The following is a 17,071-nucleotide window of genomic DNA, read 5'->3' as shown; positions in this document are numbered from 1 at the left end:
CGCCCGGCGCGGGGGGCGCGCGGGCGGGCGGGGCGGGGTCACTCGGCGGGGTCGTCCGGGACGCCGAGGCTGCGGGCCTCCTCGCCGACCTCGCGGGCCGTCTCGGCGGACCCCGCGGCCCGCAGCTCGTGCGCGAGCTGTTCCAGCTCGGCGCCGCCCGCCATGAGGGCGGTCAGCTCCTCGCGGGTGATCTCGTCCTTGCCGTGGTAGCCGATCGGACGGCCCCGGTTGAGGATCAGGAACCGGTCGCCGACCGGGTAGGCGTGGTGCGGGTTGTGGGTGATGAACACGACGCCGAGGCCGCGTTCGCGCGCCTGCACGATGTAGCGCAGCACGACCCCGGCCTGCTTCACGCCGAGCGCGGCGGTCGGCTCGTCCAGGACGAGGACCTTCGCGCCGAAGTGGACGGCCCGCGCGATCGCGACGCACTGCCGCTCGCCGCCCGACAGGGTGCCGATCGGCTGGTCCACGTCGCGCAGGTCGATGCCCATGGCGAGCAGTTCGTCGCGGGTGGTGCGGCGCATGGCCTCGACGTCCAGCCGTCCGAAGCCCCGGCGCCGCTCCGAACCGAGGAAGAAGTTGCGCCAGACCGGCATGAGCGGGACGACGGCGAGGTCCTGGTAGACGGTCGCGATGCCGCGGTCGAGCGCGTCCCGGGGCGAGGCGAACGCGACCGGTTCGCCCTGCACCTCGTAGGTCCCGGTGTCGTGCCGGTGCAGGCCCGCGATGATCTTGATCAGGGTGGACTTGCCCGCGCCGTTGTCGCCGAGGACGCACACCACCTCCCCGGCGGCGACCTCCAGCGTCACGTCCCGCAGCGCGATCACGCTGCCGTAGTCCTTGCCGACGCCGGTCAGCTTCACCAGGGCGGTCACCGCTCGGCCCTCCGCCGGACGAGGTGGTTGACGACGGTCGCGGCGAGCAGCGCGGCGCCGAGGAAGAACCGGAACCAGTCGGGGTTCCAGTCGGCGTACACGATGCCCTTGTTGACCATCCCGAAGATGAACGCGCCGATCGCGGCGCCGATCGCCGAGCCGTAGCCGCCGGTCAGCAGGCAGCCGCCGATCACCGCGCAGATGATGTAGAAGAACTCGTTCCCGACGCCCTCGCCCGACTGGACGGTGGCGAACGCGAACAGCAGGTGCATCCCGGAGAACCAGGCGCAGAACGCGACCCCGGCGAACAGCGCGACCTTGGTGCGGGCCACCGGGACGCCGACCGCGCGGGCGGCGGGCGCGTTCCCGCCCACCGCGAAGATCCAGTTCCCGGCGCGGGTGCGCAGCAGGATCCAGGTCGCGACGGCGGTGAACCCGATCCACCAGAACACGGTGACGTTCACGGCCACGCCGCCGATCGTGACCTCGGAGGCGAACACGTCCTTCGCGCTCGCGAAGCCGTCCATGTCGCGGATGGAGTCGGACGCGACGTTGCCGGTGACCGCCTTGGTGACGCCCAGGTTCGCCCCGGCCAGCATGAGGAAGGTCGCGAGCGTGACGATGAAGCTCGGCAGCCTCGTCCAGACGAACAGCAGGCCGTTCAGGACGCCGAGCGCCAGCGTGACCGCCAGGGAGATCGCCACGCCCGCCCACACGTTCAGCGTGAGCTGGTACGACACGAGCGCGGTGACCAGCGCGGAGCTGGTCACCATCACGCCCGCCGACAGGTCGAACTCGCCGCCGATCATCAGCAGCGACACCCCGACCGCCATGATCCCGAAGGTGGACGAGGCGTACAGCACCGTGGAGAACGACGGCGCGCGCAGGAACGCGTCGGCCGTCACGGAGAAGAACGCGAACAGCGCCACGGCGCCGATCAGGGCGCCGAGCTCGGGCCGGACGAGCAGCCGGCGCAGCGGATCGCGCCGCGCCACCCGCTCGTCCGCCGCGGCGCCCCCGGTGGCGGCCCCGGCGGGACCCCCGGTGGTCGCCTTGGTCACCTGGTGCCCCGCTCGGCGAACGGCGCGACCTGGTCGGCGTTCTCCTTGGTCACGATGGCGGGGCCGGTGAGGACGGGCTGTCCGCCGCCGAGGACGTCGCCGTTGTTGCGGTAGAGCCACAGCTCGTCGACGGCCTCGTAGCCCTGGAGGTAGGGCTGCTGGTCGACCGCGAACTGGATCGACCCGTCCTTGATGGAGGCGACGAGGTCCTTGTTCATGTCGAAGGTGCCGATCTTCGCCTTGCTGCCGGTCTCCTTCACCGACTGGACGGCCGTCGCGGCGAACGGCGCACCGAGCGTCAGCACGCCGTCGATGCCCTTGTCGGCCTGCAGCTTGGCGGTGATCGCCGACTTGACCTGCGGCATGTTCGTGCCGGTCACGTACAGGTTCTGCATCGGGCCGCCGAAGGTCTTCTTCGCGCCGGCGCAGCGCGACTCCAGGCCGACGTTGCCCTGCTCGTGCACGACGCAGAGCGCCTTCTTCGCCCCGATCTTCGCCAGCTGCCGCCCGGCCGCCTCGCCCGCGACGCTCTCGTCCTGGCCGAAGTGGACCAGCGCGCCGAGCCGCGCCGACGCGTCCGCGCCGGAGTTGATCGACACGACCGGGATCTTCGCGGCGGCGGCGCGGGCGAGCACGTCCTTCATCGCGTCCGGCTTGGCGAGGGTGACGATGATGCCGTCCACCTTCTGGTCGATCGCCGTCTGGACGAGCTGGGCCTGCTGGCCGCCCTCCGGGTTGGCCGAGTAGAGGAACTGCACGTTGTCCTTGGCGGCGGCGGCCTTGGCCCCCTTCTGCACGATGTCCCAGAATGTATCGCCTTGTCCGGAATGGGTGATCATGGCGATCTTCAGCCGGGGGCCGCCGCCCGCGCCCGGGTTCGTGCTCTTCTCCTCCGCCTTCTTCCCTCCTGAGCTGCTGCAACCGGCCAGCGCGGCCGTCAGCGCCAGCGCGGCGGCGGTCAGGGTGAGAAGTGGTCTGCGCGTTGTCGGTCTCGGCACTGGGGTCTCCGTCCGGTGGGGGGTGGACGATCGGATGGACCTCATCTTGGCGGGTTCTCCGCTCCAGGTCACGGGTGTTTCTCGACGGACGGGAGGGGTACACGAGTCTGGTGGTGTGGAAGATCATCCGCCTCGCGCGCGGGGCCGCCGCGTCAGCGTCGCACCTCCCCGACGTCCACGGCGCGACCCTCGCGCCGGGACAGGTCGCAGGCTTCCGCCAGGTAGAACGCCTCGAGCGCCTCCTCGGGCGGGCAGGGGTTGGCGAGGTCGCCCGCCGCCACCCGCAGGAACGCCTCCAGCTCCGCGTCGTAGGCGTCCGCGAAGCGCTCCAGGAACCCGCTGTAGGCCGCGCGGCCCCGCTGCTCCCCGGGCAGCGGGGTGAGCGGGGTGCGCTCGTCGAGGCCCGCGACGACGCTGTCCTTCGCGCCGAACACCTCCAGCCGGACGTCGTACCCGGCCGCGTTGTACCTGGTCGCGGCGAGGAGGCCGAGCGTCCCGTCGTCCAGGACGAGCAGCGCCGCGCCGGTGTCCACGTCGCCGCACTCGCGGAAGAACGGATCGCCCCGGTTCGCCCCGGCGCTGACGACCCGGACGACCTCCCGCCCGGTCACGTACCGGACCGAGTCGAGGTCGTGGATCATGCAGTCGCGGAACAGCCCGCCCGACAGCGGGACGTAGTCGGCGGGCGGCGGCGCCGGGTCGAACCCGCACGACCGGACGGTGTGCAGCCAGCCGAGCCGTCCGGAGAGCACGGCGTCCCGCGCGGCCCGGTACCCGGCGTCGAACCGCCGCTGGAACCCGACCTGCACCGCGACGCCCGCCGCGCGGGCGGCCTGGACGATGTGGAGCGTTCCACAGACGTCCGGGGCGAGCGGCTTCTCGCAGAACACCGGCCTTCCGAGAGCGATGGCGCGCTGGACGAGGGCCGCGTGCGCGTCGGTGGCCGCCGCCACGACGTACGCGTCCGCTCCGCTCGCGAACAGCGCGTCCACGGTCGGCGCCGCGTCCACGGTCGGCGCCGCGTCCACGGTCGGCGCCTCTTCCGCGCTACGCGGCAGCGCATTCGTGCGGGACAACGCATCAGAGCGCGACAGCTCGTCCGAACTTGTCAGTGCGTCCGGGTGCGACAGTGCGTCCGGGTGCGACAGTGCGTCCGGGTGCGACAGTGCGTCCGGGCGCGGCAGTGCGTTCGTGGTGGCGGCATCGGCGGCGGAGGCCGTGCGGGGAGTCGAGGGGCCGGGGCGGAGGGCGGCTGCCACGGCGGCGGCGCGGCGGGGGTCGGCGTCCGCTATGACGAGTCCGGTGACGTGGGGCGAGCGGGCCAGGGCGGCGGCGTGCCGCGCGCCGATCCGGCCCGCGCCCGCGAGGGCGATCCTCATGGTTCCCTCCCGGTGCGGTGGGTGGGTGGGCCCCGAGTGTGCTGGAGCGTTCCAGGGCCGTCAACGACCGGGCTGGGGCCGCGCGGCGTTAGGGGCGACCGGAATCCGCCCTTCCCCGCGAAGGCGACCAAGCGCTAGGTTGCCTCCATGCGCGTGTTCCTCACCGGGGCCTCGGGGTTCGTCGGCTCGCACACCGTCGCGGCCCTGCTGGCCGCCGGCCACACGCCGCGCGCCCTCGTCCGCGATCCGGACCGGGCCGCCCGCGTGCTCACCGCACTGGGCGTCGAGCCGTCCCGCGTCGAGTTCGTCCGGGGCGACATGCTGGACGCGGACGCCGTGACCCGCGCGCTGGACGGTTGCGACGCGGCGATCCACGCCGCCGCCGCGATCGGCGTGACCGGCCCGGCGGCCGACCTGGTCTCGGCCAACGTCACCGGGACGCGCAACGTCGTCGGCGGGGCGGTCGCGCACGGCCTGGCCCCCGTCGTGCACGTGTCGACGGTCGCGGTGTTCGTCCCGCCGGACGGCCCGGTGATCACCGCGGACAGCCCGCTCGCCGCGCCGCACACCGCCTACGGCCGGTCCAAGGTCGCGGCGGAGCGGTACGTCCGGGAGGCGCAGTCCGGCGGCGCGCCGGTCGCGATCGTCTACCCCGGCGGCGTCTGCGGCCCGCACCAGCCGCAGCTGGACGCGCTGCCCGAGGGGCTCGCCGGGGCGCTGAACCTGGCCTGGCCGCTGCCGCCCGGCGGCGTCGGCGTCATCGACGTCCGCGACCTGGCCGAGGCGCTGTGCCGCGCGGTCACGACGGCCAGGGGCGGCGAGCGCTGGCTGCTCGGCGGCACGTTCCTCACCTGGCCGGAGATCGCCGACCTGTGCGACACGCTCACCGGCGTCCCCTGCCGCCGGGCGCGCGTGCCCGGCGCCGTCATGGTGGGGCTCGGCCGGGCGCTGGACGCCGCCAAACGCGTACGCTCCTTCGAGTACCCGCTGACCAGGGACGCCGCGCAGCTGATGGTCAGCCTCGTCCCGACCGACGACGCCCCGGCGCTCACGGCCCTGGACCTGCGGCTCCGTCCCGTGGAGTCGACGCTGGCCGACGCCCTGCGCTGGCTGGCGGCGGCCGGCCACCTCCGTCCCCGCCGCGCGGGCCGCCTGGGCCCGGACGCGCCACGTCCCACCGAGGAGAAGCCGATGCCCACGCTCGTCCAGCGGACCCTCGGGCCGCTGTTCCGGTACGTCTCGGGAGCACCGTGGTTCAGCAAGGTCGGCCCGCGGGTCGTCCCGCCGCTGGACCGCGCGCTGCACCGGATCAGCGGCGGCCGGATACTGCTCGGCCAGGCCCTGGTGCCGAGCCTGCTCCTGACGACGACGGGCGCGAAGACGGGACGGCCGCGCCAGGTGCCGCTCGCGTGCCGTCCCGAGGAGGACGGCACGTGGCTGGTCGTCGGCTCCAACTTCGGCCGCGAGAAGCACCCCGCGTGGACGGCGAACCTCATCAAGAACCCCGAGGCCGAGGTGTCCTTCCGGGGCCGGACGACGCCGGTCACCGCCCACCTGCTGACCGAGGCCGAGCGCGCTGAGGTGTGGCCCCGGCTCATCCAGGTCTGGCCCGTCTACGACCGTTACGTGGAGCGCGTCGACCGCGAGCTGCGCATCTTCCGGCTAACGCCCCGTTAGCGAGTGTCCGACCGTCGCGTCCACATGGTCGGGCACGTCCTCGTGCCTGTCGCCGACGCTGGACGTCCCGGACGGCTCGAACATCAGGATTGACGCGCCGTCCGGCGATGACGGCCTGTGCTCGACACCCTTCGGCACGACGAAGACCGCGCCCTTGGGCAGGACGACCGTCCGCTCGCCGCCAGCGTCCCGGAGCGCGATGTCGAGCTCGCCGTCCAGGACGAGGAAGAACTCGTCGGTGTCGTCGTGCGCGTGCCACACGTGCTCGCCGCGCACCTTGGCGATCCGCACGTCGTAGTCGTTCACGCGCGCGGCGATGCGCGGGCTCCAGAGCTGGTCGAACGTCGCCAGCGCGTCCGTCAGGACGATCGGTTCATCACTCATGGGGACAGCCTGCCGTTCGCCGCGCAGGCCCGGTGAGTGCTAGGAATCGCACATGCCGCAAGGATCCTCGCACCGCGTCGTGATGATCGTGGAGGACGGCTCGAACCCCTTCGAGCTGGGCGTCGCGACCGAGCTGTTCGGCCTGCGCCGTCCCGAACTGGACGTGCCCTGGTACGACTTCTCCCTCTGCGCCGACGGGCCGGTGACCATGCACGCGGGCATGTTCACGATGTCGGACGTCCCGGGCCTGGACGCCGTCGAGCGCGCGGACACCGTGATCGTGCCGAACCGTCCCGACCCCGACGTGCCCCCCTCCACCGCCGTGCTGACCGCGATCAAGGGCGCGGCCGACCGGGGAGCCCGGCTGGTGAGTTTTTGCACGGGCGCGTTCTCCCTGGCCGCCGCCGGCGTCCTGGACGGCCGGCGCGCGACCACCCACTGGCGCTGGGCCGACGCCTTCCGCGCCCGCTTCCCGGCCGTGCGGCTCGAACCGGACGTGCTGTTCGTGGACGACGGTGACGTGCTGACCGCCGCCGGCAGCGCCGCCGCGCTCGACCTCGGCCTGCACCTCGTCCGCCGCGACCACGGCGCGGAGGTCGCCAACGCGGTCGCCCGCCGCCTCGTCTTCGCCGTCCACCGCGACGGCGGGCAGCGCCAGTTCATCGACCGACCGGTGCCCGACATCCCCGACACGTCCCTGGCGCCGGTGCTGGCCTGGGCGCAGCGGAACCTCGACCGCCCGCTGACCGTGACCGACCTCGCCGCCCGTGCCGCGATCAGCCCCGCGACCCTGCACCGACGCTTCCAGGCCGAGCTCGGGACCACTCCCCTGGCCTGGCTGACCTCCGAACGCGTCGCCCTCGCCTGCCGCCTCATCGAGAGCGGCGGGCTCGGCCTGGACGCCGTCGCCCGCGCCACCGGCCTCGGCACCGCCGCCAACCTCCGCGTCCACGTCCGCCGCCGCACCGGCCTGTCCCCCACCGCCTACCGCGCCCGTTTCGCCCGCGCGGAACCACGCGACTAGTCGAAGACAACCTGGAGGCGCCCGTTAGTCGAAGACGACCCGGAGGCGACCGTCGCTGCGCGCAGCGCCGTCCGGGATGTCGTTCATGGCCAGCCAGAGCGATTCACCGCAGCGGTGCGCCGAGGGGGATGGTCCCGGGAAACCCTCGTCCGCGATCATCCGTTCCAGCGCCTCGCGGCGTTCGATGGCGGGCTTGGCCGCGATCTCGACCAGGTCCGGGACGACGTCCGACAGGCGGAGGGCGGCGTCGAGCCCGTCGACGGGGCGGATGCCGGTGAGCATCGTCCATGGTCCCTGGACGGTCTTCATGTCGGCGATGAACCGTTCGACCCACGCCACATGCTCAGGGTCGCGCCAGGGCCTGCCCTCCGGGTCCCGACATGCGTCGAGCCGGGCGATCCGCCTCTGCGTCAGCCAGGGCAGACCGCAGCGCAGAGGGAACTTGGCCTCCGCCCTCGTCGGATCCGGATCGAGCTCGGGAAGAAGTTCGAACCACGTTCTCCCCTCGCCGTAGCTTTCGACGATCCCCGGGGTGAACGGAGCGGCCGGAGGGTGGGGCGGGCGGTGAGGCCGGTCGGAGACGAGCCGCAAGGGCGCGCCGTAGAGAAAGGCGGGGTCGAACGAGGCGACCGGCTCTTCGCGCTCCCACCCCGCATAGGAGGCAGGCTCGTCCCCCCACATCCGCACGCGCAGCTCCGCCCTCTTGACCGCGCGGTGGGCGTGGAGCCAGACCTCGGGGACGGGCATGTGGAGCCCGTACCTCGCCCGCCACTCCTCCCGGCCGGACTCGACGACGTCCCTCATGCGCCTCGTCTCGTACCTGCACCCGATCATCTTCAGCTCCCGCAGAGAACGGTCGCCGGTGACCGCCGAATCCGGGTCCGCCAGCAGATGGACGAGGCCGATCCGGGCCCGGAGCCCCTCGGCTTCCGGAGGAACGTACGGAAGGGGCCCGACCCGCCCCAGGACGGCGTGGTCACCGATCGGGAACGGCCGCCCGTCCTCACCCCACCTGCCGATGAGCTGCCCGCGCCGGCCGCCGGGCCCACGGAACCGGTAGGCGGTGTCGTCCTGGGTGGTGGGCCCGCGCCAACGCGGATCGCCGGGCCGGCCTCCGTTGGCGTCGCGCGTGGCCCAGTCGCGGACGCCGACGTCGAAACACCACGTGCCGCTCGCCTGCAGCAACCACGAGGAGGCGCACCGCGGGCATCCCGCGCCCACGTCCTGCCAACCCGGGTCGGCGAGGACGGTGAAGACCAGACCGATCACGACGCTTCCCCTGCCCGGCGGGGGGTGTGTCCGCTTCTACCCACGTCCGACTCGCCCCGAAACCTCTGCGCCCACCGAACTGCTCCACGACGATCGGCGAGTCCGCCTTTCAACGGCCCGGCTCTCCACCAGGCGCGGAGCTGCCGTAGCCCGCGCTCGCCGAGGAACGGCGGAAGGCCGCCTCGCGCACGGGTGCGAGGCGGCCGTTCCGGGTGGGCGGATCAGACGGTGACGGGGGTGGTGGCGGGCTCCAGGGCCAGGTCCAGGACCTCGCGGACGTCGCTGACCGCGTGGACGGTCATGTCGTCCAGCACCTCGGCGGGGACGTCCTCGAGGTCGGGCTCGTTGCGCTTCGGGACGATCGCGGTGGTGATGCCGAGCCGGTGCGCGGCCAGCAGCTTCTGCTTGAGGCCGCCGATCGGCAGCACCCGGCCGGTGAGGGAGACCTCGCCGGTCATCGCGACGTCCGGGCGGACCGGACGGCCCGACAGCAGGGACGCGAGGGCCGTGGTCATGGTGATCCCGGCGCTCGGCCCGTCCTTCGGGACGGCTCCGGCGGGCACGTGGACGTGCACGCCTCGGTCCTTCAGGTCGCCGACCGGCAGCTCCAGCTCCGCGCCGCGCGAGCGCAGGTAGGACAGCGCGATCCGGGCGGACTCCTTCATCACGTCGCCGAGCTGGCCGGTGAGCGTGACGCCGGTGTCGCCGGTCTCCTTGTCGGCCAGCGACGCCTCGATGTAGAGGACGTCGCCGCCCGCGCCGGTGACCGCGAGGCCGGTCGCGACGCCGGGCACGCCCGTCCGCCGCTCGGACCTGCTGAGCTCGGCCTCCGGCGTGAACCGCGGACGGCCCAGGTAGTCCTTCAGTTCGGCCTCGCCGACCGTCAGCGGCAGCGCGGTCTTCTCCAGCGCGACGTTCGCGGCGACCTTGCGCAGGACGCGGGCGATCGCGCGGTCCAGCGACCGGACGCCCGCCTCGCGGGTGTACTCCGATGCCAGCTTGCGCAGCGCCGCGTCGTCGAACGCGACCTCCGCGGGCTCCAGCCCGGCCTTCTCCAGCTGCTTGGGCAGCAGGTGGTCGCGGGCGATCGTCACCTTCTCGTGCTCGGTGTACCCGTCGAGCTGGACGAGCTCCATCCGGTCGAGCAGCGGCCCGGGGATGGCCTCCACGACGTTGGCCGTCGCGAGGAACAGCACGTCCGACAGGTCGAGCTCGACCTCCAGGTAGTGGTCGCGGAAGGTGTGGTTCTGCTCGGGGTCCAGGACCTCCAGCAGCGCCGCGGTCGGGTCGCCCCGGTAGTCCGCGCCGACCTTGTCGATCTCGTCCAGCAGCACGACCGGGTTCATCGAGCCGGCCTCGCGGATCGCGCGGACGATGCGGCCTGGCAGCGCGCCCACGTAGGTGCGCCGGTGGCCGCGGATCTCCGCCTCGTCCCGGACGCCGCCGAGGGCGACGCGGACGAACTCGCGTCCCATGGCCTTGGCGATCGACTCGCCCAGCGAGGTCTTGCCGACGCCGGGAGGGCCGGTCAGGGCCAGCACCGCGCCGCTGCGCCGTCCGCCGACGACGCCGAGGCCCCGGTCGGACCGGCGCTTGCGGACGGCCAGGTACTCGATGACGCGCTCCTTGACGTCCTCCAGCCCGGCGTGGTCGGCGTCCAGCACCTCGCGCGCGCCCGCGATGTCGTAGGCGTCCTCGGTGCGCTCGTTCCACGGGATGTCGAGGACGGTGTCGAGCCAGGTGCGGATCCAGCCGCCCTCGGGCGAGGCGTCGGACGACCGCTCCAGCTTGTCGACCTCCTTGAGCGCGGCCTCGCGGACCTTCTCGGGGAGGTCGGCCGCCTCGATGCGGGCGCGGTAGTCGTCCTCCTCGCCCGCCGGGTCGCCGTTCAGCTCGTTGAGCTCCTTGCGGATGGCGTCCATCTGCTGCCGCAGCAGGAACTCGCGCTGGGTCTTCTCCATGCCCTCCTGGACGTCCTTGCGGATGGTCTCCGCGACGTCCAGCTCGGCGAGGTGGTCGCGCGCCCAGCCGATGACCAGGGTGAGCCGCTCGACCGTGTCGGCGGTCTCCAGCACCTCGACCTTCTGCTCGTCGGTCAGGTAGGGCGCGTAGCCCGCGTTGTCGGCGAGCTCGGACGGGTCCTCGATCTTCTGGACGACGTCCACGACCTGCCAGGCGCCGCGCTTCTGCAGGATGGCGCTGACCAGGCCCTTGTACTCCTTGGCCAGTTCGTGCGCGCGCCCGTTCGGCGCGGGGACCTCGACCACCTGGCCCTCGACCCACAGCGCCACGCCGGGGCCGGTCGTCCCGGTGCCGATGCGGACGCGGGACACGCCGCGCACGACCGCGCCGGGCTCGCCGCCGGGCAGCCGCCCCTCCTGCTCGATCACGCCGAGGGTGCCGACGGCCGCGTACTGCCCGTTCAGCCTCGGGACGAGCAGCACGCGCGGCTTGACCGCCGAGCGGATGCCGGGGCCCTTCGCGTGGGCCACCGCCCGGGCCGCCTCGACCGCCGCGCGCACCTCGCCCTCGGACAGGTCCAGGGGGACGACCATGCCCGGCAGAACGGCCCCGTCGTCCAGGGGCAGCACCGGCAGCGTCAGGGTCTCGCTCATGCTCTCAGCTCCAAGTCTCTAGGGAACCCGAACCCGCGAAGGGTTGAGTCATCCACACTCAAGAAAACGGAGCACGAAATAATTTCCTCAGCAACGTTCGCTCTCAGCGATCAAACCGGACCTCGCTGGGGCAGGATCGGACCACGCGAGAAGGCCAGGCCCGCCGCTCCGCCCCCGCGTATCGACCGACGGGCCGTGGAAGGAGCAGCCCGTGATCCGGCTTCCCCCTGGTTCGTGGTGGGACTGGGACGTCGTCGCCTGGAACGCCGGTGAGCTACGTCTGGGCGCCGGGCACGACCTCTCGTACGCCCACGGCCTGGAGCTGGTCTTCGGGGACCCGCTCTTCGTCGTCTGCCCTGCGGCGTTCCACGACCCGGTGTTCCGCGAGCCGACCCTGGACGAGGTCCGGTCCGTCGTCCGGCAGGTCGGCGAGACGCCCGCCGTGCTGGTCGCCTTCGAGGCCGACGCCGGCGGGCCCGGTCCCGCCGGCGGCCTGATCGCGGCCGAGCAGCTCGACATCGTCCAGGGAACCGTCTTCCGGTACTGGCGCGAGAACCTGTCCGCCGGCGAGCGGCTGGCCCCTTGGGTGGGACCTCCGGCGGAGTGAACTCAGTGCGGACCGCTCACCGCCGGCTCCGGAGGACGAGCTGCACCCGCACCGGGCCCGGGGTGGCGTGCCCGGACGCCCGGTGGTCGGCGGTGGTGGGTGGTCGGGCGCCCGGTCAGGCGGCGTCGGGGTTCTCCAGGCGGAAGAAGTTGCTCTGCGCGCCGTCCTTCTTGTGCTCCTGGTAGATGAAGTTCAGCTTGCGTTCGTCGAACGTGCGGAACCAGTCGTCCCAGGAGATGTGCTCCAGGCTCTCGCCGCTGTAGCCGGGGAAGTCCATGAGCAGGCGGCCCGGACGTCCCTCGTACTCGCTGCCGGGGACGGTCGCGGGCTCCGCACCGCGCTCCCGGGCCCAGTTCATGATCGTTTCGTGGTCGGTGGTGACCAGGCTGCGGCCGGGACGTTCCTCGTGCTCGTCCGGCGAGGTCACGTGCTGCTGGTACTGGTGCTCACCCTGGACCGGGCGGTCGGCCGGGGACATGATCGCTCCCTTCGTCGTTCGTGGCTCTCCCCTGGCCCGTGCCCCCGACCAGGGCCTTAAGCGTGTGAAATGCGGTTTTGGCCCCACTTCCTCGCCATGGCAGGGGAAAGCTGGAGTCAAGGAGAGAATGTGCGCATGGGAGACGATGCCGTGGACGGATCTTTGGAGCGGGTCGAGGCTCGGCCCGCGGGTGCCGCCGATGCTCCGCTTGACCTTGAAACGGCGGATGCTCCGCAGGTGGCGTACGGGTTCCTGGTGCAGCGTGGAGACGCCGAGCTGGCCGTCGTCGCGCTGGACGGCTCGGAGCCGGTCGTCCGGTTCCCCGCGCCCTGGCCTCGGCGGTTCGGGACGGTGGCGGTCTCCCCGGACGGGGGCGTCGCCGTGTTCGCCGGGGTGCACGCGCTCCAAGCCGTGGACGCGCACGGGACCCTGCTCTGGGAACACCGCCACGGGTGCTGGTCGGCCGCCGTCTGCACCGAGGACCACGCCTCCTTCACCGAGTACGCGGACGACGAGGACCACGCGTGGGCCGACAGCGGTTCGGCCGCCTTCTCCCCGGACGGCAAGCTCCTCTGGGCCCATGTCCGGAAGCGTCTCGGCGACGACGTGGCCGAGGAGTGGCTGGTCCTCGATCCCCTTGACGGCCGGGTGCTGGGACGGGCCGACACCGACACCGTGGGATCGGGCTCCTTCCACATCCCCCATCCCGACCCGTCACGCATGGGCCTGAGCGTCGGCGAGGGCGAGGAGACCTCACCTGTGCTGTGGGGGCACTGGGACGGCTCGGAGGTACACGTCCAGAAGTTCGTGGACGAGGTGCTTCTGGACGTCAGCCCGTCCGGGCGGGAGTTCATGTCCACCGACACCGGCCAGTGGGACCTCTACCTGACCGCGCTCCCGGACGGCCGCGCGCTGCGCCGCCTGGCCCACGACACCGTCCCGGCCGAACTCTTCCCGATGGGCGAGCAGCGCGTCCGGTGGGACTTCGAGGGCGCGATCCCCCACGATGGTCTGGCCGTGGTCGGGTCCGAGCACCCACAGGACGGGTCACGCCACTGGCTGGTCGATCTGCGCACCATGACCGTCCGCGCGCGGATCACCTACCCGAGTCCTGTCTCCGGTCCGCCGAGACCCGCCGGGCCCGGCGCCTGGTGGACGCTGTCCGCCGACCACCGCGGCGTCCGCCTGTGGAGCCTGCCGGACACGTGACGCGAAGGTACGGACGTGCCCGTAATAGACGGCGTGTCCGTTCCCGCCGCCGCGACAGCCCCAGGTTCTTGCGGGCTGGACGGAGGGCCGTTCGGCTTGGCCATGTAGCGTCCACCACACGCGTGCGCACACGAGGCGGACGCACCGGACACCTCCGACGGAGAGGAACGGCATGGAGCTCTTGGCAGGGCTGCCGGAAGAAGCCCGCGAACGCGCGGGCAGGCGGCTGCGTGAGAACCGGATCGCCTGGCTGACGACGGTGCGCCCGAACGGCCAGCCGGTCAGCGTCGTCGTCTGGTTCCTGCTGCGCGAGGACGGGACGATCCTGCTCTACAGCCAGCCGGGCAAGGAGAAGCTGCGCAACATCGAGAAGAACCCGAGGATCAGCCTCGCGCTGGACGAGTCCTCGACCGGGCACGACGTCGTCCGCCTGGAGGGCACCGCCGTGGCCGCACCCGGCCACCCGTCCGCCGACCGGGTCGCGGAGTACCGGGCGAAGTACGCCGACCTCATCGAGACGATCTTCCAGACCCCGGAGCGGTTCGCGGCGCAGTTCTCCGAGCCGGTCGTCATCACGCCGTCCCGCCTGCACGCATGACCGCCGACGCCTTCGCGGGGCTCACGACGGCGCACGTCGCCGACGCCTGCGTCCGCGCCGACGTCCCCGTGCGCTGCGGTCCCGCCGGAACCCGCCCGGTCGCCCCGTCCCCCGGCTCCGGTGGGGAGGACTTCACCGGACGCGTCGTGGGCCGCGTGCTCCCCACGCGGCATGTGGGCAGCGTGGACGTCTTCCTGGAGGCGTTCGAGCAGGCCAGGCCGGGTGACGTCCTCGTCGTCGACAACGGCGGACGGCTCGACGAGGCGTGCGTCGGCGACCTGGTCGTCCTGGAGGCGAAGGCGGCGGGCCTGGCCGGGATGGTGATCTGGGGCCTGCACCGCGACACCGCCGACATCCGCGCGATCGGGCTGCCGGTGTTCAGCCTCGGCTCGATCCCGTCCGGGCCGCTGGGCGTGAGCGCGCGCCCGCCGGAGGCCCTGGCGTCCGCACGCGTCGGCGAGTGGACGGTGACCAGGGAAGACACGGTGTTCGCGGACGACGACGGCGTCCTGTTCGTGCCGTCCGACCGGGTGGACGACCTGGCCGCGCTGGCGCAGGGCATCCGCGACACCGAACGCGGCCAGGCCGAGCGGGTGCGCGTGGGCGAGTCCCTGCGCGACCAGCTCGCGTTCGCCGCGTTCCTCAAGGCGCGTCGGGACGACCCGTCCCTCACCTTCCGCCGGCACCTGCGCCGGCTGGGCGGTGCGATCGAGGAGTGACCGGAAGAGGCGAGCGGGCATCGAGGCATAGCCGACGCTGGGGCGAGCGGACGCTGGGGCGAGCGGGCACTGAGGCAAGCGGACGTTGAGGCAAGCGGGCGTTGAGGCAAGCGGGCGTTGACAGATCCGGTTTGTCAACGCACGCTTGCCTCATGCCCCTCCCCGATCTGGACGCGCTGATCGCCGAGGTCGACCGGACCTGCGACGGCGCCGCGAGCCCCGACGGAGACGTCCAGCCCGACTGGATCGCGCTGCTGCGCACGGCCGCCGAACTGTCCGGACGGCTGCAGGCGCTCGGCGACGACCTGGTCGCCGACTACGTCGAGCACTGCCGGATGCACGGACGCTCCTGGAACGAGATCGGCGCGGCCCTCGGCGTGACCCGGCAGGCCGCGCAGCAGCGCTACCTGGCCCCGCACCGCCGCTACGCCCCCGAGGACCTCGCCGACGAACTGCGCACCGCGATGGCCGCCATGAAGGACGTCGCCGTCCGGCACCGCAACAACTACATCGGCACCGAGCACGTCCTGTGGGGGCTGCTCGCCGGGGACAACTCCGCGTCCAGGCTTCTCACCGGCCACGTGGACGACCTGCGCGAACGCCTCGAAGCGCGGCTGACGACGGGCGCGTCCCAGGCCGCCGAGCGGATCGCGTGGACACCGTACGCCCGCAAGGCCATCGCCATCGCCGAGGAGATCGCGGACGGCCGTCCGATCACCTGCGCCGACCTGCTCACCGGCCTGTCCCGCGTCGGACGCGGCGTGGCAGCCACCCTCCTCACCGAAACCGCCGCCCCCATCCCCACCTGACACCCCGGCGGACCGCGAACGGCGAACGGCGGGCGCGGGCAGCGGGCAGCGGGCGCGGACAGCGGGCGCGGACAGCGGGCACGGACAGCGGGCACGGACAGCCTCGGCGGCCGACGGACGCGGCCCCCGCACGGCGGGTACCGGGCAGATGACGGTGGGCACACCCCGGCGGCGGGCGAAAATGGTTTGGCGGCGTGCGGTGGACGGCGGTTAGCGTTCGTGCATGGATCGGACTCTGCACGGTGAGCGGGTGGTGCTGCGCCCGGCAGACGAGACGGACATCCCGGCGCTGGCCGCGATCCGGCGCAGGCCGGAGGTGTTCCGGTGGTGGCGGGGCGGCGACGACCTGGAGAAGGCGGTCGCCGAGGATCTCGCGGAGGACGGCGGGCACCAGTACGTGATCGTCCACGACGGCCGGACGGCGGGCTGGATCCAGTGGCAGGCCGAGGAGGAGCCCGACTACCGGCACGCGAGCATCGACATCTACCTCGATCCGGACCTGCACGGACGCGGGCTCGGCACCGACGCCGTCCGGACGCTGGCCCGGCACATCGTCCGCGACCACGGGCACCACCGGATCACGATCGACCCGGCCGCGGACAACACGGCCGCGATCCGGTCGTACACCAAGGTCGGGTTCCGGCCGGTCGGCGTCCAGCGGAAGGCCGAGCGCGGCAACGACGGCACCTGGCACGACAGCCTCCTCATGGACCTGCTCGCCGAGGAACTCGACGGCGAGGCCTAGAGAGGTTCACCCAAGGTGGCGGGGCAGCCGCCCGTCGCCCTCCGCTCACAGTGCGCCCGGCGCGCGGTTGAATCTTCCAGCACTTTCGGGGCGTGGCCGGTCAAAACCGCAGGCCAGTGGCAGGAACTTTCTTGACCTCGGTTTACGGCAGCATGATCGCTGGGTACCTCTCGCATCGAGTTCGTGACAGCGTGTGACGGTGAAGGTCAACGGCCTTTCAAGGCCCGCCTCCCGTCCTGCGACCGGGGAGGGTCCATATGCGGGGCACCGCGAGGACGGGGAGGGCCACCCTCGTCCCGCCGTCCCGTACCCTCCCCGGTTCCGCGCCGTCCGAGCCCGCCATGGTCTCCCTGCCCGGCCCGGTCGGTACGGCCGAGGATGTTCCCGGCTTGCCGGTCCGCACGACGCGCCGCTCCCTCTTCCCCACGGCGCGCGCGGTCCCGGTGGCGTTCGGCGACACACCTCGGGTCCTCGGCCGTACCGCATCGGGCCCGGCCTCCGGGACGGCGCGCGCCGCCGGGGTCCGGCAGGGGAACAACGGTCTGCCGTCGCGGGAGCGCGGTGCGGCGGCAGGCCCCGACTCGCCCGCGGCGCCGTCGTCCCCCACGGCGACCGCGGGCGTGC

General features: G+C 72.9%; 17 protein-coding genes. 9 read left to right on the top strand and 8 right to left on the bottom strand.

All coding sequences use genetic code 11. The features are described 5' to 3' along the window. Positions 1 to 38: 38 nt before the first annotated feature. The 4 genes from DZF91_RS20140 to DZF91_RS20125 all read right to left on the bottom strand — a co-directional run bounded on the left by DZF91_RS20140 (position 39) and on the right by DZF91_RS20125 (position 4,313). On the bottom strand, positions 39 to 875 hold the full coding sequence (locus DZF91_RS20140) for an ATP-binding cassette domain-containing protein (RefSeq protein WP_117359012.1): 837 nt from the start codon (positions 873 to 875) through the stop codon (positions 39 to 41). Next, positions 872 to 1,936, bottom strand: coding sequence for an ABC transporter permease (locus DZF91_RS20135; protein WP_117359011.1), 1,065 nt, complete (start codon positions 1,934 to 1,936; stop codon positions 872 to 874). Before DZF91_RS20135 ends, DZF91_RS20140 begins: the two co-directional genes overlap by 4 nt. Beyond that, the gene (locus DZF91_RS20130; protein WP_235834430.1) at positions 1,933 to 2,934 is read right to left on the bottom strand and encodes a sugar ABC transporter substrate-binding protein; all 1,002 of its coding nucleotides are present in this window, start codon (positions 2,932 to 2,934) and stop codon (positions 1,933 to 1,935) included. Before DZF91_RS20130 ends, DZF91_RS20135 begins: the two co-directional genes overlap by 4 nt. Positions 2,935 to 3,086: 152 nt before the next feature. Further along, on the bottom strand, positions 3,087 to 4,313 hold the full coding sequence (locus DZF91_RS20125) for a Gfo/Idh/MocA family protein (protein ID WP_117359009.1): 1,227 nt from the start codon (positions 4,311 to 4,313) through the stop codon (positions 3,087 to 3,089). A gap of 147 nt (positions 4,314 to 4,460) precedes the next feature. Here DZF91_RS20125 and DZF91_RS20120 point away from each other — a divergent pair, with 147 nt between their 5' ends. After that, a complete protein-coding gene (locus DZF91_RS20120; RefSeq protein ID WP_117359008.1) occupies positions 4,461 to 5,990 on the top strand; it encodes a nitroreductase/quinone reductase family protein in 1,530 nt (509 codons plus the stop codon). On the opposite strand, the gene DZF91_RS20115 is transcribed toward DZF91_RS20120, so the two are convergent. Then, positions 5,976 to 6,374: a cupin domain-containing protein gene (locus DZF91_RS20115; protein ID WP_117359007.1), complete on the bottom strand. Its 399-nt coding sequence runs from the start codon at positions 6,372 to 6,374 to the stop codon at positions 5,976 to 5,978. The two genes, DZF91_RS20120 and DZF91_RS20115, sit on opposite strands and share 15 nt — an antisense overlap. 52 nt (positions 6,375 to 6,426) lie before the next feature. On the opposite strand from DZF91_RS20115, the gene DZF91_RS20110 reads away from it, so the two are divergent. After that, positions 6,427 to 7,398 (top strand): helix-turn-helix domain-containing protein, encoded by a 972-nt coding sequence (locus DZF91_RS20110; protein WP_117359006.1) that lies wholly within the window; start codon positions 6,427 to 6,429, stop codon positions 7,396 to 7,398. A 24-nt stretch (positions 7,399 to 7,422) separates the two neighbouring features. Here the strand turns inward: DZF91_RS20110 and DZF91_RS20105 are convergent, their stop codons facing one another. Next, complete coding sequence (locus DZF91_RS20105; RefSeq protein WP_117359005.1) at positions 7,423 to 8,667, bottom strand: hypothetical protein; 1,245 nt, start codon at positions 8,665 to 8,667, stop codon at positions 7,423 to 7,425. 221 nt (positions 8,668 to 8,888) lie between these two features. Then, entirely contained in the window at positions 8,889 to 11,282 is a 2,394-nt protein-coding gene (lon, locus tag DZF91_RS20100) for an endopeptidase La (protein ID WP_117359004.1), read from the bottom strand. A gap of 211 nt (positions 11,283 to 11,493) precedes the next feature. Here lon and DZF91_RS20095 point away from each other — a divergent pair, with 211 nt between their 5' ends. Then, the gene (locus DZF91_RS20095; RefSeq protein ID WP_117359003.1) at positions 11,494 to 11,889 is read left to right on the top strand and encodes a hypothetical protein; all 396 of its coding nucleotides are present in this window, start codon (positions 11,494 to 11,496) and stop codon (positions 11,887 to 11,889) included. Positions 11,890 to 12,004: 115 nt separating this feature from the next. On the opposite strand, the gene DZF91_RS20090 is transcribed toward DZF91_RS20095, so the two are convergent. Further along, a complete protein-coding gene (locus tag DZF91_RS20090; RefSeq protein WP_117359002.1) occupies positions 12,005 to 12,367 on the bottom strand; it encodes a hypothetical protein in 363 nt (120 codons plus the stop codon). Between the two features lie 237 nt (positions 12,368 to 12,604). On the opposite strand from DZF91_RS20090, the gene DZF91_RS20085 reads away from it, so the two are divergent. From DZF91_RS20085 to DZF91_RS41530, 6 genes are all read left to right on the top strand, one after another. Beyond that, positions 12,605 to 13,576, top strand: coding sequence for a hypothetical protein (locus tag DZF91_RS20085; protein ID WP_199486748.1), 972 nt, complete (start codon positions 12,605 to 12,607; stop codon positions 13,574 to 13,576). A 172-nt stretch (positions 13,577 to 13,748) separates the two neighbouring features. Beyond that, a complete protein-coding gene (locus DZF91_RS20080) occupies positions 13,749 to 14,174 on the top strand; it encodes a TIGR03667 family PPOX class F420-dependent oxidoreductase (protein ID WP_117359000.1) in 426 nt (141 codons plus the stop codon). Continuing rightward, on the top strand, positions 14,171 to 14,893 hold the full coding sequence (locus tag DZF91_RS20075) for an RraA family protein (RefSeq protein ID WP_117358999.1): 723 nt from the start codon (positions 14,171 to 14,173) through the stop codon (positions 14,891 to 14,893). Before DZF91_RS20080 ends, DZF91_RS20075 begins: the two co-directional genes overlap by 4 nt. Positions 14,894 to 15,045: 152 nt before the next feature. Then, positions 15,046 to 15,702 (top strand): Clp protease N-terminal domain-containing protein, encoded by a 657-nt coding sequence (locus DZF91_RS20070; RefSeq protein WP_199486747.1) that lies wholly within the window; start codon positions 15,046 to 15,048, stop codon positions 15,700 to 15,702. 223 nt (positions 15,703 to 15,925) lie between these two features. Next, positions 15,926 to 16,447, top strand: coding sequence for a GNAT family N-acetyltransferase (locus tag DZF91_RS20065; RefSeq protein WP_117358998.1), 522 nt, complete (start codon positions 15,926 to 15,928; stop codon positions 16,445 to 16,447). 257 nt (positions 16,448 to 16,704) lie between these two features. Then, positions 16,705 to 17,071 (top strand): hypothetical protein (locus DZF91_RS41530; protein ID WP_207661892.1); only part of this gene is annotated, 367 nt, incomplete at its 3' end.

It is taken from the genome of Actinomadura logoneensis (genome assembly GCF_003428695.1).
Taxonomy (GTDB): Bacteria; Actinomycetota; Actinomycetes; order Streptosporangiales; family Streptosporangiaceae; genus Spirillospora; species Spirillospora logoneensis.
The sequence above is the reverse complement of the archived record's forward strand: the minus strand, read 5'-3'. Positions and strand labels throughout refer to the sequence as shown.